Genomic DNA, 15,063 nt, shown 5'->3' with positions numbered 1-15,063 from the left:
CGCATCAGTCGCTCTCCCCCACTAGAGCTTTGCCGTCGCGCAGGTGCGGCGCGAGGACGTTGTCGTACATGTTCAGTGCGCTGGCGATGGCCATGTGCATGTCCAGATACTGGTAGGTGCCCAACCGCCCGCCGAAAAGCACCTTCGCCGAAGCGGTTTCGGACTTCGCCCTGGCCCGGTAGGCGGCCAGCACGGCGCGGTCGGCCTCGGTGTTGATCGGGTAGTAGGGCTCGTCGTCGTCCTCGGCGAACCGCGAATATTCGCGCATGATCACGGTCTTGTCGGCCGGATAGTCGCGCTCGGTGTGGAAGTGCCGGAACTCGTGGATGCGGGTGTAGGGCACGTCGGCGTCGTTGTAGTTCATCACCGGTGTGCCCTGGAAATCCCCGATCGGAAGCACTTCCAGCTCGAAGTCCAGCGTGCGCCAGCCCAGCCGGCCCTCGGCGTAGTCGAAGTAGCGGTCCAGCGGGCCGGTGTAGACGACCGGCGCGTCGGGGCTGTCCGCGCGCAGTTGGTCGCGCACGTCGAACCAGTCGGTGTCCAGCCGGACCTCGATGCGGTCGTCGGCGGCCATGTTCTGCAGCCACGCCGTGTACCCGTCGACCGGCAGGCCCTCGTAGGTGTCGGAAAAGTAGCGGTTGTCGAACGTGTAGCGCACCGGCAGCCGGGTGATGTTCGACGCCGGCAGCTCCTTGGGGTCGGTCTGCCACTGCTTGGCGGTGTAGTTCTTGAGGAAGGCCTCATAGAGCGGCCGGCCGACCAGGGAGATGGCCTTCTCCTCGAAGTTCTGCGCGTCCTCGGTTTTGATCTCGGCGGCCTGCTCGGCGATGAGCTTGCGCGCCTCGTCGGGGGTGAAGTACTTGCCGAAGAACTGCGACACCAGGCCCAGCCCCATCGGGAACTGGTAGGCCTGCCCGTTGTGCATGGCGAAGACCCGGTGCCGGTAGTCGGTGAACTCGGTGAACTGCCGCACGTAGTCCCAGACCCTCTTGTTAGAGGTGTGGAACAGGTGGGCGCCGTACTTGTGCACCTCGATGCCGGTGTGCGGCTCGGCTTCCGAATAGGCGTTGCCACCGATGTGCGGACGGCGGTCCACCACGAGTACACGCTTCTGAAGCTGGGTAGCCACGCGCTCGGCAATGGTCAGTCCGAAGAATCCAGAGCCGACGACGAAAAGATCGAAACGAGCTGTCATCGGTTGCTTAGGGTATCCGACCGCGGGGCCCTAACCCATTTGGCGAGGCCACGGAGAGGGCCGGCCGTTTGACGGGCGCCGCCGCGGGGGCCTTCGCGGCGGCCGGTGGGAGGTCCCGGGCTCGCGATCACAGTCCTGGTCGCAATTGCCTCACGATTCAATATCACCACTCTAGTAACAGGGTCCCCACTCGTACCATCGACTGTGTGTGATTCCAGCCAGATAGGACCGGCGGGACCGCCAACACAACACATAGTCAGATAGAGGAGACTTCCGTGCCGAACCGACGCCGACGCAAGCTCTCGACAGCCATGAGCGCGGTTGCCGCCCTGGCAGTGGCGAGTCCGTGCGCATACTTCCTTGTTTACGAATCGACGGCCGACCACAAGGCGCCCGAGCATCACGAGTTCAAGCAGGCCGCGGTGATGAGCGACCTGCCCGGCGAGCTGATGGGCGCGCTGTCCCAGGGGCTGTCGCAATTCGGGATCAACATGCCTCCGGTTCCCGCCCTGAGCGGGGGCGCGACCACACCCGGTCTCGCCAGTCCCGGCCTGGGCACTCCGGGCCTCGGGACCCCCGGGCTGGGGACGCCGGGCCTGACCAATCCCGGCCTGACGAGCCCCGGTTTGACCAGCCCCGGCCTGACGAGCCCCGGTTTGACCAGCCCCGGGCTGGCGAGCCCGGGCCTCACGAACCCCGGCGCGGCTCCTACGACGCCCGGGCTCACCGCGCCCGGTGCGCTGCCGGCCACCCCGGGCGCGGGGATCGCGACCCCGGGCGCCGGGCTCAACCCCGCGCTGTCCAACCCCGGGCTGACCAGCCCGGCCGGGGTGGCGCCGGGGCTCGGCAGCCCGACCCTGTCGCCGAGCGAGGTACCCATCGACTCCGGGGCCGGCCTGGACCCGGGCGTCGGCGGCACCTACCCGATCCTCGGCGACCCGTCGACGTTCGGTAACGCTTCGCCCATCGGTGGCGGCACCGGCCTGGGCGGTGGCTCCGGATCCGGCGCCAGCGGCGGCCTGGTCAACGACGTCATGCAGGCGGCCAACCAGTTGGGCGCCGGTCAGGCGATCGACCTGCTCAAGGGCTTGGTGATGCCGGCCATCACGCAGGGCATGCAGGGCGGCGGGGCCGCGGGCGCCCTCCCGGGTGCCGCCGCGGGCGCTCTGCCGGGCGCCGCGGGTGCCTTGCCGGGCGCCGCGGGCGCCCTGCCCGGTGCCGCGGCGGGAGCACTCCCGGCCGCCGCGGGTGCCGCCGGTGCGCTTCCGGCGGCCGCGGGCGCGGTGCCGGCACTGCCCCCGGTCTGACCTTTACCCGAACCCTCCACCAGACGGCACCGCAGAATCATCTGCGGTGCCGTCGATTTTGGTCGAGATTCGGCCACGCCCAACCTCGTGTCGTCTCATAGATAACATTAGAAACACACGTAACATCGGCTGGTGTCTCGCAGTCGCGCGCCGACGATGATGCTCACCGCCATCGCGGCGACCGTCGTCATCGTCTCGTGGGTGGGGGACGCGACGCGCGGTCGCGTTGCCGCCGGCCCAGCGCCGGCGCGCGGCACCCAACTCGTCGAGCAACCGCTCATCGGACTGGGCGCCGGAGTCACGGTTCGCGAAATCGGTCAGGACACTCCGTTCTCGTTGGTGGCGCTGACCGGCGACCTGGCCGGCACGTCGACCCGGGTGCGCGCCAGACACCCCGACGGCTCGTGGGGCCCCTGGTATCAGACGGAGTACGAAACCGCGGCGCCCGACCCCGCGGGGGCCGCCCATCCGGCCGGCGTTGCGGAGGGGCCGCGCGGCACGGACCCGGTCTTCGTCGGCACCACGACCACCGTCCAGATCGCGGTGACCCGGCCGCTCGACGCGAAGGCGACCCAGCCGCCCCCGGCGTCCCCGACTGAAGCGAAGGATCTGGGGTACAAACCGGCGTCGAGGGAACAGCCCTTCGGGCAGAACATCTCCGCCGTCCTCATCTCCCCGCCCCAAGCGCCGACCCAAACCCAGTGGACACCTCCGTCCGGGGTGGTGATGCCCGGGCAGGCGCCCCCCATCATCAGCCGCGCGGAATGGGGTGCCGACGAATCGCTGCGATGCGGTAGCCCGCAGTACGACAACGGGATTCGCGCCGCGGTCATCCACCACACCGCGGGCAGTAACGACTATTCGCCGCTGGAATCGGCCGGGATCGTCAAGGCCATTTACACCTACCACAGCAAGACGCTGGGCTGGTGCGACATCGCCTACAACGCGCTGGTCGACAAGTACGGACAGGTGTTCGAGGGCAGCGCAGGCGGGCTCACCAAGGCGGTCGAGGCCTTCCACACCGGCGGGTTCAACCGCAACACCTGGGGCGTGTCGATGATCGGCAACTTCGACGACGTGCCCCCGACACCGATCCAACTGCGCACCGTCGGCCGCCTGCTCGGTTGGCGGCTGGGCATCGACGGCGTCGACCCCAAGGGCACGGTGCAACTGGAGTCGGCCGGCAGCCACTACACCACCTTCCCGGCGGGTTCGGTCGCGACGCTGCCGACCATCTTCACCCACCGTGACGTCGGCAACACCGACTGCCCGGGCAACGCCGCCTACGCGCTGATGGACGAGATACGGGACATCGCAGCGCATTTCAACGACCCACCGGAGGAACTTATCAAGGCGCTGCAGGGCGGCGCGATCTACGATCACTGGCAGGCGATCGGCGGGATGAACAGCGTGCTGGGTGCGCCGACCGCGCCCGAGGACAGCGCGGCCGGTGACGCCCGCTTTGTCACCTTCGCCCGGGGGGCCATGTATTGGTCACCCGAGACCGGCCCCCAGCCGGTCACCGGCGCCATCTACGACGCCTGGGGATCGCAGAGCTACGAGCGCGGCCCACTCGGGTTGCCGACCAGCGCGGAAATACAAGAGCCGCTGCAGATTACGCAGAACTTCCAGCACGGGACGCTGAACTTCGAGCGGCTGACCGGAAACGTCACCGAGGTGGTGGACGGCATCACGACGCCGCTGGCCACCCAATTGCCAAGCGGCCCAACGGTGCCCGCCGAACACTTCTCGCTACCGGCGCACCCCGGCGCCACCTGAGGCGCGTTAAAGCCACCAACGTTCCAGCACCCGCCCCACGCCGTCGTCGTTGTTGGCGGCGGTCACCTCGTCGGCGGCGGCCTGCACGTCGGGATGGGCGTTGCCCATCGCCACGCCATGGCCCGCCCAGCGCAGGATCGGCAGGTCGTTGGGCATGTCGCCGAACGCCACCACCTCCTCACGGGCGATCTGCAGCGGCCTGGCGATCTCGTCCACCCCGGTGGCCTTGCTGATCCCCAGCGGCACGATCTCGACCAGGCCGTTGTCGGTGGAGTAGGTGATGTCGCCCTCGATGCCGACGTGCTTGGCCAGCTCGGCGGCCATGTCGGAGCTACGGGCCCCGGCCCGGCGAATGAGCAGCTTGATCGCCGGGGCGCTGAGCAGGTCCTCGATCGACACCTCGGTGTTGTCGGGGTTGAGCCAGGCATGCTCGTAGCCCGGCGAGCTGATGAACTGCGGGGTCGCCGTGTCGTGGGCGCGTTCGCCGATCCGCTCGACGGCCAGACCCGCGCCGGGTATGACGCGAGTCGCCAGCTCCGCCAACTCGGCCAGGGTGTCGACGGACAGCGTGCGCGTCGACATCACCCGGTCGGTGGCGGAGTCATAGATCACGGCGCCGTTGGCGCACACCGCAATTGGGGCGAAGCCCAGCGCGTCGACGACGGGACGTATCCACCGGGGCGGGCGCCCGGTCGCCACGACGAACTGCGCACCGGAGTCCACCGCGGCGCGAATGGCGTCGCGGGTGCGCGGGGTGATCTTTTCGTCGTCGTCGAACAGGGTGCCGTCGACGTCGCAGGCGATGAGCGTCGGCTTCATCGTCCTCGGGCCCGACCGCTCAATGCAATCCGCTTTGCGTCTGCCCCGGGCGCGTGACGCCGTCGGTCCCGTACTTCTGCATCCGCTCCTGCAATTCCGACAACCGGATGGCCCGGGAATCCTCCTGGGTGGGCGCGCCGCCCCCCAATCGGCGCGGCACCCAGAATTCGTCCTTCGGGTGCGGGTATTCCTCCTGCACCCGATACAGCAGGGCATTCATCGCCTCACGCAACACCGCGTTGAGCTGATCGGGCGTGCCCCGCGGTGGCAGCGGGCGCCCGGCGACCACGGTGATCGGAACCTTGTTGCGCAGCACCTTTTTCGGATGGTCCTTGGGCCAGATCCGGTGGGCGCCCCACACGATCACCGGGACGATCGGCACCTGCGCTTCCAGCGCCATGCGCGCGGCCCCGGTCTTGAATTCCCGCAGCTCGAAACTGCGGCTGATGGTGGCCTCGGGGTGCGTCCCGATCAGCTCGCCCTCGCGCATGCGTTGCACCGCCGCGTCGAAGGCGTCGTGACCCGACCTGCGATCCACCGGGATCAGCCGGGCGTGCTTGATGACGTAGTTGACCGCCTTCACGTCGGCCATCTCGGCCTTGATCATGAAATACGCGCGCCGCCGGCGCTCCCGGACGGCCATCAGCGTGGGAAGCCAGTCCAAGTAACTGGTGTGGTTTTGGGCCAGCAGGGCGCCGCCGCGCTCGGGGATGTTCTCGAGGCCCTCATAGGTGAACTTGGTTCCCTGCACGGCGACCATCGGCGGGACGATCCACTCCGCCAGCCGGTAGAACCCCTCGGGCATGTTGTCTCCTTCGCCTACTGCGACGGGCGGTCGGCCCGGTTGGCCGCCTTCTTGGCCGATCGGGCCGCCGCCTCGTCGGCCTCGATGCGCGCGGCCTCCGCGCGGGTCGGGGCCGTCCCGCCCAGCCGGTGCGGCACCCAGTACGCCCCGGGCTCGTGCGGATAGTCCCGTTGCGCCTCGTGCAGCAACGTCGTCATCGAGTCGCGCAGGGCAGCGTCGGTCTGCGCAATGTCTTCGCGCACCTGCAACGGCGCGCCCACCTGCACGGTGACAGGAATTTTGGCCCGACCCAGTTTACGCGGGTGGTCCTTGGTCCAGATGCGCTGCGCCCCCCACACGATCACCGGGACGATCGGGACGTTCGCTTCCAGCGCCATCCGCGCGGCGCCCGTCTTGAACTCCTTGAGCTCGAAGCTGCGGCTGATCGTCGCTTCGGGGTACACGCCCACCAGCTCACCCTCACGCAGCCGCTGCACGGCCACCGCGTAGGCGCCCGCGCCGGCGCCCCGGTCCACCGGGATCGTGCGGGTGTGCTTGATCAGGAAGTTGACCACCCTGACCTGCTGCATCTCGGCCTTGATCATGAACCGCAAACGCCGCCCCCGGCGGTGCACGGCCAGGCCTGCGGGCAAAAAGTCGACGTAGCTGGTGTGGTTGATCGCCACCACGGCCCCACCCCGCTCAGGGATGTGCTGCTCGCCGCGGTAGGTGATTTTGGTGCCGGTGGCCGTCACCGCCAGTTGGGCCAGGAGCTCCAGCGCGCGGAAGGTCGGCTCCACCATCGATCACTGCTCCGGCGCCCCTGCGGGGCGCGCCCGGCGCGCCGCCCGCGCGGCCGCCTCCTCGGCTTCCAGCCGGGCCGCTTCCGCCAGCGACGGGGCGCCCCCGCCCAACCGGTGCGGCACCCAGAACTCCCCGGCGGGATGGGCGCCGTAGAGTTCCTGCGCGCGTTCGAGCAGGTGCTGCATCCGGGAATGCAGGAGGCCCTTCAATTCCTCGATGCCCAGCGTCGGCTCGATCGGCTCCCCGACCACCACGACGATCGGCACCTTCGGCCGCCAGAGCTTCTTCGGGTGGTCCTTGGTCCAGATGCGCTGGGCGCCCCAGACGATGTGCGGGACGATCGGCACCCCGGCCTCGACCGCCATGCGGGCCGCGCCCGATTTGAACTCCTTGATCTCGAAGCTGCGGCTGATGGTGGCCTCGGGGTAAACCCCGACCAGCTCACCGTCTTTCAGGTGCCGGACGGCGGCCTCGTAGGAGGCGGCGCCGTCCTGCCGATTCACCGAGATGTGGCGCAGGCTGCGCATGATGGGCCCGGTGACCTTGTGGTCGAAGACCTCCTGCTTGGCCATGAACCGCACCTTGCGGCCCAGGCCCTGCTTGTAGGCGGGCAACCCCGCGAACGTGAAGTCCAGGTAGCCGGTGTGGTTGATCGCGATGACCGCACCGCCGCTCGTCGGGAGGTTCTCCACACCCGTGACCGTGATCTTCAGCCCCTGCGCGCGCCACACCAAGCGGGCTAGTGCGATGACAGTCCCGTAAACCGGTTCCACAGCTCATCAGCCTAGTGCTCCGGGCTGCGCGGCGCCCCCGGATGGCGCCTCGCGCTAAGCTCGGGGGCGCAAAAACCGTCACCGCCGGCCGACCCCGACTCGGTCCCCCAGCGCCCCCCGGAAAGGTATTAGTGCAGGTCACCAGCGTAGGCCACGCCGGATTTCTGATCGAGACCCAAGCGGGCAGCGTCCTTTGCGACCCCTGGGTCAATCCGGCCTACTTCGCCTCCTGGTTCCCGTTCCCGGACAACAGCACGCTGGACTGGGACAAGCTGGGCGCCTGCGACTACCTGTACGTCTCGCACCTGCACAAGGACCACTTCGACGCGAAGAACCTGGCCGAACACGTCAACAAGGACGCGACGGTCCTGCTGCCGGACTTTCCCGTGCCCGACCTGCGAAACGCGTTGCAGGAATTGGGCTTTCACCGATTCTTCGAGACCAGCGATTCGGTCAAGCATCGGATCGACGGTCCCCGTGGCGGCCTGGACGTCATGATCATCGCCCTGCGGGCGCCCGCCGACGGCCCGATCGGCGATTCGGCGCTGCTGGTCTGCGACGGCGCCACAACGGTTTTCAACATGAACGACGCCCGGCCCGTCGACCTGGACGTGCTGGCCGCCGAGTTCGGGCACATCGATGTGCACCTGCTGCAGTACTCCGGGGCGATCTGGTACCCGATGGTCTACGACATGCCGGCGCGCGCCAAGGAGTCCTTCGGCGTCCAGAAGCGGCAACGGCAGATGGACCGCGCCCGCCAGTACCTCGCCCAGGTCGGGGCGACGTGGGTGGTCCCGTCCGCGGGGCCGCCGTGCTTCCTGGATCCCGAGTTGCGCCACCTCAACGACGACCACGCGGATCCGGCCAACATCTTTCCGGACCAGATGGTGTTCCTGGACCAGATGCGCACGCACGGCCACGACGGCGGCCTGCTGATGATGCCCGGGTCGACCGCCGACTTCACCGGGTCCACCCTGAATTCGCTGCGCCACCCGCTGCCCACCGACGAGGTCGAGGCCATCTTCACCACGGGCAAGGCCGACTACATCGCCGCGTACGCCGAGCGGATGGCGCCCGTCGTCGCCGCCGAGCGGACGAGCTGGGCCCCCGCGGCCGGGGAGCCCCTCCTGGAACCGCTGCGCGCGTTGTTCGAGCCGATCATGTCCCAAAGCGACGAGATCTGCGACGGGATCGGCTACCCCGTCGAACTGGTACTCGGTCCGGAGACCGTGATCCTGGACTTCCCGAAACGCGCCGTGCGGGAACGGATTCCGGACGAGAAGGTCCGCTACGGATTCGAGATCGCACCGGAGCTGGTGCGCACCGTGCTGCGCGACCGCGAACCCGACTGGGTCAACACCATCTTCTTGTCCACCCGCTTTCGGGCGTGGCGGGTCGGCGGCTACAACGAGTACCTCTACACCTTCTTCAAGTGCCTGACCGACGAACGCATCGCCTACGCCGACGGCTGGTTCGCCGAAACCCACGACGACTCGGCGTCGGTCACGCTGGACGGCTGGGAGATCCAGCGCCGTTGTCCCCACCTCAAGGCCGATCTGTCGAAATTCGGTGTGGTCGAAGGAGACACGTTGACCTGCAACCTGCACGGGTGGCAGTGGCGATTGGACGACGGGCGGTGCCTGACCGCGCGGGGCCACCAGCTGCGGAGTCGCCGCGCGTGAACGACTCCCACCGCTCCTACGACTCCTACGACGATGGGCTGGTTCAGCTGGATCGCGCGGCGATCACGCTGCGCCGCTACCACTTTCCGTCGGGCACATCGAAGGTCATCGCGCTCGACTCGATCCGCGGTTACAAAGCCGAAAGCCTGGGCCTGTTCACGCAGCGGCTCCGAATCTGGGGCAGCTCCGATTTCCGCCGCTGGCTCCCCCTGGACATCCGACGGCCGCTGCGGTCGACGCTGATCACCCTGGACGTACCGGGCACCTGGCCCAGCCCCGCGTTCACGCCGGCGCGTCCCGACGAGTTCACCACGCTGCTCGACGCACTGCTGGCCGCCCGCGGCTAGAGTCCGCAGTCGGCGAGCGCCTGTCGCGCCGCGTTGTAGCCGGGGATGAACGTGATGCCGGGTCCGCCGTGGCATCCCGCGCTGCCCAGGTACAGCCCCTCGATCGGGATCGGCTGGCCCAGAAAGCCCCTGGGGCCCGGCCGGTTGGGGCCCACCTGATTCGCGTTCAACAGACCGTGGCAGTAGTCGCCGCCCGGGGCGCCGAACATCACCCCCATGTGCTTGGGCGTGAAGGTGGTGTGCCGGATGATGCTGCGTTCGAAATTCGGCGCGAGCCGGGTGATCTTGTCGATCACCCGCTGACCCATTTCGACCTTCGCCTGCCCGTAATCCACGTCGCCCTCGATCGGGAAGAACAACGCGAACGCCGACGCGGCGTGCTTGCCCGCCGGGGCGAGATCCGGGTCGTTCTGCGAGGGGATCTGCAGCACCACCGTGGGATCGGCCGGAACGATCCCGCGCCGCGCGTCCTCCCACTGCTGCTGGACCTCTTCCGGCGTGCAGAACAGGCCGATCGAGGCCTGCATGGCCGGTGCGTTGAGGGCCTCATACGGCGCGGCGAAGGCGGGGGCCTCGTCCAGCGCGAAGTGCATCTGCAGGTAGCTGCCGCGGTGGTCGATGCGCGCGTAGCGCGCCCGGATGTCGGCGGGCAGCGCGGCGGGATCGATCAGGTCGTTGAGCGTGGTGTCCGGGGCGATGCCCGAAACGACGATCGGGGCGTGCAGCGTCTCCCCCGCCTCGGTGCGCACCCCGGTCACCCGCCCGTCCGCGACGAGGATCTCGGTCACCTTGGTGCGCAGCCGAACCTCCCCGCCGTGGCTTTCCAGCACGTCGCACAGGTGCGAGGTGAGCGCGCCGATGCCGCCGCGCAGCTTCTTCATCTGCATCGTGTCGCCCTCGGGAACGCCGAGGCCGAAGGCGAGCGCGGCCGCGCTGCCCGGGGTGGCCGGCCCCCGGTACAGCGTGTTGACGGCCAGCACGGTCATCGAACCGCGCAGCGCGCCGTGTTTCTCGCGGTCGGGCAGGTAGCGGTCCAGCACGTCGGTGACCGAGCCGAACAGCATGTCGTCGATGGCCGCGCGCTCGAATTCGTTTGTGGCGCAGGCATACATCTCGTCGATGCTCTTGGGTGGGGTGCCGGCTTCGAAGCGGCCCAGCGCGCGGGTCGGGCCCTGGCTCCACGCCATCAGCCCCGCCATCCCGTTGACGGCGTCGGCCCCGTGCACCTCGTTGAGGTGGGTGAACAGCTTCACCGGGTCGCTGTATTGAACCAGCGGATCGTCGCCGACCCCGCGCACCGCCACCGACATCACGTCCAGGTCGATCGTCGGCAGGGTGTCCAGGCCCAGCTCGTCGACGACCACCTGTGACGTCGGGAACTGCACCGAGCCGGCGATCTCGAATTGATACCCGTCGAAAAGCTCGACGGTGGAAGCCATCCCGCCCGCGTAGAGCTTGGGATCCAGGCACACCGTCCGCAGCCCGGCCTTGGCCAGCAGCACCGCCGCGGTCAGCCCGTTGTGCCCCGCGCCGATGACGATCGCGTCATATCCAGTCATGTTCTTGCCCTCCGCAAAGGAGGCTCGCACGGCCCCAAAGTTTTGTCAATTATGACGAAACTTGCCCGGAGGTCGCGGTGAGCCAGGAGTCGGTGATCCCCGCCCGCAGCGACTCCAACGCCGCGTGGCACAGCCGCGCGAGTTCGCCCAAAGACCGCTCGTCGCCGACCATCCAGACCTCCATCGCGCCGAAGACGGCCGCCGCGATGCACCGCGCGGTCACCGCGGTGCGCACCCGCTGGTCGGCCGTCGGCTCCGCGTTCCCGCGGCCACGCCGTTGCAGCTGTGCCGCAATGGCGTCGGCGAAGTCGGCCTGGACCTCCCGGATGTGGCGGACGATGCGGCCGGGGTCGAGCTCGTCCTGGCGCAGCGCGGCGATCTTGGTGACGGCGTCGACGTCGTACGGGAACGAGAAGATGGCCGACTGCACCGAGTCGATGATCGGTTCGTCGGCCGGCCTGGCGTCCAGGGCAGCGCGAAACCAGTGCAGCCCCGTGTAATCGGCGAACAACAGGTCGTGCTTCGATCTGAAGTGGCGATAGAACGTCCGCAGCGACACCCCGGCGTCGGCGGCGATCTGTTCGGCCGACGTGTCCTCGACGCCCTGGGCGAGGAACCGCACCAGGGCGGCCTGGCGCAACGCTTCGCGAGTGCGCTCGCTGCGCGCCGTCTGAGCGGGCCTGACCATTGCAGCAAGATACCAACACTTCGGTTTGGCCATTCGGTTTGTTGTGTCAATATTGACAAAACTTTGCGGCGCGGGTGAGACTGCGCCCATGGTCTCGCTACTCACTCACGCGGTGCTCGGACTGGCGGTCATCGGTTGGATCGTCACGTCGAACTCGAAGGTCTTCGCCCGGCCGGCCAACGGCCCACTGTTTTCGCCGATGGAAATCGTCTACTACGTCGTCGGCATCGCGTCCGTGGCGCTCGGCTGGTATTTCAACATCACGTTCGTGCACGAGTACTCGCAGGGCTCCACCAATCCCCTGTGGGGCGAACACGGGAGCTGGGCCGAATACATCAAGCTGATGTTCACCAACCCCGCCGCGAGCTCGGCCAGCCAGGACTACACGATCGCGAATGTGATTCTGCTGCCGATCTTTACGATCGTGGACGGCTACCGGCGCGGGCTGCGCCACCCCTGGCTGTACTTCGTGTCCAGCCTGTTCACCAGCTTCGCGTTCGCGTTCGCCTTCTACTTCGCGACGATGGAACGGCAGCGCCGGCACGCGCAGGTCACCGGCGAGGCCGCGCCGAAGATCAGCGCCTAGCCCGGTTTGGTGGCCCGCCATCGCTGCCGGCCACGCTTGACCTCGGTGTCGATGTCGGTGAATCCCGCGGCGCGAAGCCGGCCGGGCAGGTCCTTCAGCGCGATGGGGTTGTAGGTGTCGGCAACGTGGATCAGTCGGAACGCCAGCGACGGGACGCCGTCGCTACCGGCGAACACCCCGCCGGGCCGCAGCAGCCTGAACGCCTCGGCGAAGAGCTGATCCTGCAACGCGGCGGTGGGAACGTGGTGCAGCATCGTGAAGCACACCACCGACGTGAAATCGGCTGCGGGCAGGCCGGTTTCGGTGCCGCTCGCCTGGATGATCCGGGCCCGCTCGCCGTAGCGGCGCTGCAGGCGATCGGCCATCGCGCCGTCGAGTTCAACGGCCGTGAGTGATTCCGTGCGATCGAGCAGGGCGCGCAGCGTCGCGCCGTATCCGGGGCCGATTTCCACAGTGCGCGTGCCCAGTTCGACGCCGTGGAGCGCCCACGGCAGCAGCTGATCGGCCACCGCCCTTTCCCATGACGGGGAGCTGCAGCGCCGTCGGTGGATCAGATTCATCGCCATACCGCCCACGCTAGGCCGCGACGGCGGGTGCGTGCTTCCGATATCCTGCCGAGATATGTCGGAAATCAGCCACCACGGACTGGTCACGTCGGCGCAGACGCTGCCGCCGGGCGCGCGGATCGAACGGCACCGCCATCCGCAACACCAGATCGTGTACCCGTCCTCGGGCGCGGTGTCGGTGACCACCCCGGCCGGAACGTGGATCACGCCGGCCAATCGCGCCATCTGGATACCGGCCGGATGCTGGCACGAGCACAAGTTCCACGGCACGACGCAATTTCACGGCGTCGCACTGGATCCCGGCCGCTACCGCCGCGGCCCGCGGGCGCCGGCCGTGCTGGCGGTCAGCCCGCTGATGCGCGAACTGATCATCGCGTGTTCGCAGGCCGACGGCACCGAGACCGCCGAGCATCACCGGATGCTGGCCGTCCTGCACGACCAGGTGCGGGCGACCGGCGTCGCGGAGCCGCTGTGGATCCCCACGCCCGTCGACCCCCGGCTGCGCCGGGCGTGCGCACTGATCGCCGACAACCTGCGCGAGCCGTTGACGCTGCAGCAGATCGGCGATCGGGTCGGCGTCGGACAACGCACGCTGAGCCGATTGTTCAGCGACGAGCTGGCCATGACGTTCCCGCAATGGCGCACCCAGGTCCGGCTGCAGCATGCCCTCGTGTTGCTCGCCGATCGGCGCGATGTCACGTCGGTGGCGGCCGAATGTGGTTGGGCCACGGCGAGTGCGTTCATCGACACCTACCGGCGGGCGTTCGGCCACACCCCGGGGCAGCTGGCCGGCGGGCGCTAGCTACCCACCCGGCTCGAGCACCTCGGCGCCGACGAACGGCACCAGCGCCTCGGGAACCCGCACACTGCCATCGGGCCGCTGGTGGTTCTCCAGGATCGCCACCAGCCAGCGGGTGGTGCCCAGCGTGCCGTTGAGCGTGGCCGCGGTCTGGGGCTTGCCGTTCTCGTCGCGGTAGCGGGTCGACAGCCGGCGCGCCTGGAACGTGGTGCAGTTCGACGTCGACGTCAGCTCGCGATAGGTGCCCTGCGTGGGAACCCACGCCTCGCAGTCGAACTTGCGGGCGGCCGACGAGCCGAGATCGCCTGCGGCCACGTCGATCACCCGATACGGCACCTCGATGCGGGCCAGCATCTCGCGCTGCCAACCCAGCAGCCGCTGGTGTTCGGCCTCGGCGTCGGCGGGCGTGCAGTAGACGAAGCCTTCGACCTTGTCGAACTGATGCACCCGGATGATGCCGCGGGTGTCCTTGCCGTGGCTGCCGGCCTCGCGCCGGAAGCACGACGACCAGCCCGCATAGCGCAGCGGTCCGCCGGACAGGTCGAGGATCTCGTTGGCGTGGTAGCCGGCAAGCGGCACCTCGGACGTGCCGACGAGGTAAAGATCATCGGCGTCGAGGTGATACACCTCTTCTGCGTGGGCGCCGAGGAATCCGGTGCCCGACATCACTTCTGGGCGCACCAGCACCGGCGGGATGATCAGGGTGAAACCGTTGCTGACTGCCAGCTGCGCCGCCAGCTGCAGCAGGCCGAGCTGCAGCAGCGCGCCCTGGCCGGTCAAAAAGTAGAACCGCGAGCCGGACACCTTGGCGCCGCGCTGCATGTCGATCAGGCCCAGCGACTCGCCCAGCTCGAGGTGGTCCTTGGGGTCGTCGAGCGCGGGGGGTTCGCCGACGGTGTCGAGGACGGCGAAGTCGTCCTCCCCGCCGGCCGGGACGCCGTCGATGACGACGTTCGAGATGGCCATGTGCGCCGCGGTGAACGCCGCCTCCGCCTCGGCCTGCGCGGCCTCGGCGGCCTTCACCTGCTCGGCCAGTTCCTTGGCGCGCGCGAGCAACGCGGGCCGCTCGTCGGGCGACGCGGCGCCGACGCTCTTGCTCGCGGACTTCTGGTCTGCGCGCAGCGCGTCGGCGGAGGAGATGGCGGCCCGGCGTGCGGCGTCGGCCGACAGCAGCGTGTCCACCAGCGTCGGGTCTTCACCGCGGCTGAGCTGGGAGCGGCGCACGGCGTCGGGGTCTTCCCGGAGCAGCTTCAGGTCGATCACGGCCCTGACACTACTTTCACCGGCACCGCCCGACCGGCACAGCGTCCCCGCCGGCCCGGCTCAGGACTCACATCAGTAACTTTTGTCACGCGCCTCAGGTCGTCCTGTCAGA

General features: G+C 68.7%; 15 protein-coding genes. 6 read left to right on the top strand and 9 right to left on the bottom strand.

Going from position 1 to position 15,063, the window contains the following annotated elements:
• Positions 1-4: 4 nt before the first annotated feature.
• Positions 5-1,195 carry a UDP-galactopyranose mutase gene (gene glf, locus W7S_RS01045; RefSeq protein ID WP_008263005.1) on the bottom strand — a complete coding sequence of 397 codons (1,191 nt, stop codon included), beginning with the start codon at positions 1,193-1,195 and terminating at the stop codon, positions 5-7.
• A gap of 275 nt (positions 1,196-1,470) precedes the next feature.
• Between glf and W7S_RS01040 the strand changes: the two genes are divergently transcribed.
• Both W7S_RS01040 and W7S_RS01035 read left to right on the top strand, forming a co-directional pair.
• Positions 1,471-2,502, top strand: coding sequence for a PirG (locus tag W7S_RS01040; RefSeq protein ID WP_173662725.1), 1,032 nt, complete (start codon positions 1,471-1,473; stop codon positions 2,500-2,502).
• 132 nt (positions 2,503-2,634) lie between these two features.
• A complete protein-coding gene (locus W7S_RS01035; protein ID WP_179293376.1) occupies positions 2,635-4,281 on the top strand; it encodes an LGFP repeat-containing protein in 1,647 nt (548 codons plus the stop codon).
• A gap of 6 nt (positions 4,282-4,287) precedes the next feature.
• Here the strand turns inward: W7S_RS01035 and W7S_RS01030 are convergent, their stop codons facing one another.
• From W7S_RS01030 to W7S_RS01015, 4 genes are read right to left on the bottom strand one after another with little or no spacing between them, the layout of a single operon-like run.
• Entirely contained in the window at positions 4,288-5,100 is an 813-nt protein-coding gene (locus tag W7S_RS01030) for a Cof-type HAD-IIB family hydrolase (protein ID WP_008263000.1), read from the bottom strand.
• Between the two features lie 19 nt (positions 5,101-5,119).
• Positions 5,120-5,905, bottom strand: a complete 786-nt coding sequence (locus W7S_RS01025; RefSeq protein ID WP_008262998.1) for a 1-acyl-sn-glycerol-3-phosphate acyltransferase — start codon at positions 5,903-5,905, stop codon at positions 5,120-5,122.
• Between the two features lie 14 nt (positions 5,906-5,919).
• Positions 5,920-6,687, bottom strand: a complete 768-nt coding sequence (locus tag W7S_RS01020; RefSeq protein ID WP_008262997.1) for a 1-acyl-sn-glycerol-3-phosphate acyltransferase — start codon at positions 6,685-6,687, stop codon at positions 5,920-5,922.
• Positions 6,688-6,690: 3 nt separating this feature from the next.
• A complete protein-coding gene (locus W7S_RS01015) occupies positions 6,691-7,461 on the bottom strand; it encodes a 1-acyl-sn-glycerol-3-phosphate acyltransferase (protein ID WP_008262996.1) in 771 nt (256 codons plus the stop codon).
• Positions 7,462-7,592: 131 nt separating this feature from the next.
• On the opposite strand from W7S_RS01015, the gene W7S_RS01010 reads away from it, so the two are divergent.
• Together W7S_RS01010 and W7S_RS01005 are read left to right on the top strand one after the other, a co-directional pair.
• Positions 7,593-9,143 (top strand): MBL fold metallo-hydrolase, encoded by a 1,551-nt coding sequence (locus W7S_RS01010; RefSeq protein ID WP_008262995.1) that lies wholly within the window; start codon positions 7,593-7,595, stop codon positions 9,141-9,143.
• Entirely contained in the window at positions 9,140-9,490 is a 351-nt protein-coding gene (locus W7S_RS01005) for a hypothetical protein (RefSeq protein WP_008262993.1), read from the top strand. Before W7S_RS01010 ends, W7S_RS01005 begins: the two co-directional genes overlap by 4 nt.
• Here the strand turns inward: W7S_RS01005 and W7S_RS01000 are convergent.
• Both W7S_RS01000 and W7S_RS00995 read right to left on the bottom strand, forming a co-directional pair.
• Entirely contained in the window at positions 9,487-11,049 is a 1,563-nt protein-coding gene (locus W7S_RS01000) for an NAD(P)/FAD-dependent oxidoreductase (protein WP_008262986.1), read from the bottom strand. The two genes, W7S_RS01005 and W7S_RS01000, sit on opposite strands and share 4 nt — an antisense overlap.
• A gap of 49 nt (positions 11,050-11,098) precedes the next feature.
• The gene (locus W7S_RS00995; RefSeq protein WP_008262979.1) at positions 11,099-11,737 is read right to left on the bottom strand and encodes a TetR/AcrR family transcriptional regulator; all 639 of its coding nucleotides are present in this window, start codon (positions 11,735-11,737) and stop codon (positions 11,099-11,101) included.
• Positions 11,738-11,825: 88 nt separating this feature from the next.
• On the opposite strand from W7S_RS00995, the gene W7S_RS00990 reads away from it, so the two are divergent.
• Positions 11,826-12,323: a DUF2834 domain-containing protein gene (locus W7S_RS00990; RefSeq protein WP_008262978.1), complete on the top strand. Its 498-nt coding sequence runs from the start codon at positions 11,826-11,828 to the stop codon at positions 12,321-12,323.
• Here the strand turns inward: W7S_RS00990 and W7S_RS00985 are convergent.
• Positions 12,320-12,889 (bottom strand): class I SAM-dependent methyltransferase, encoded by a 570-nt coding sequence (locus W7S_RS00985; protein ID WP_014710808.1) that lies wholly within the window; start codon positions 12,887-12,889, stop codon positions 12,320-12,322. The genes W7S_RS00990 and W7S_RS00985 overlap by 4 nt on opposite strands.
• Before the next feature lie 55 nt (positions 12,890-12,944).
• On the opposite strand from W7S_RS00985, the gene W7S_RS00980 reads away from it, so the two are divergent.
• Positions 12,945-13,691 (top strand): helix-turn-helix domain-containing protein, encoded by a 747-nt coding sequence (locus W7S_RS00980; RefSeq protein ID WP_014383635.1) that lies wholly within the window; start codon positions 12,945-12,947, stop codon positions 13,689-13,691.
• Here W7S_RS00980 and serS read toward each other — a convergent pair whose 3' ends face one another.
• Entirely contained in the window at positions 13,692-14,951 is a 1,260-nt protein-coding gene (serS, locus tag W7S_RS00975; protein ID WP_008262975.1) for a serine--tRNA ligase, read from the bottom strand.
• Between the last annotated feature and the right edge of the window lie 112 nt (positions 14,952-15,063).

The organism is Mycobacterium sp. MOTT36Y, assembly GCF_000262165.1.
Lineage (GTDB): Bacteria > Actinomycetota > Actinomycetes > Mycobacteriales > Mycobacteriaceae > Mycobacterium > Mycobacterium intracellulare.
The sequence above is the reverse complement of the archived record's forward strand: the minus strand, read 5'-3'. Positions and strand labels throughout refer to the sequence as shown.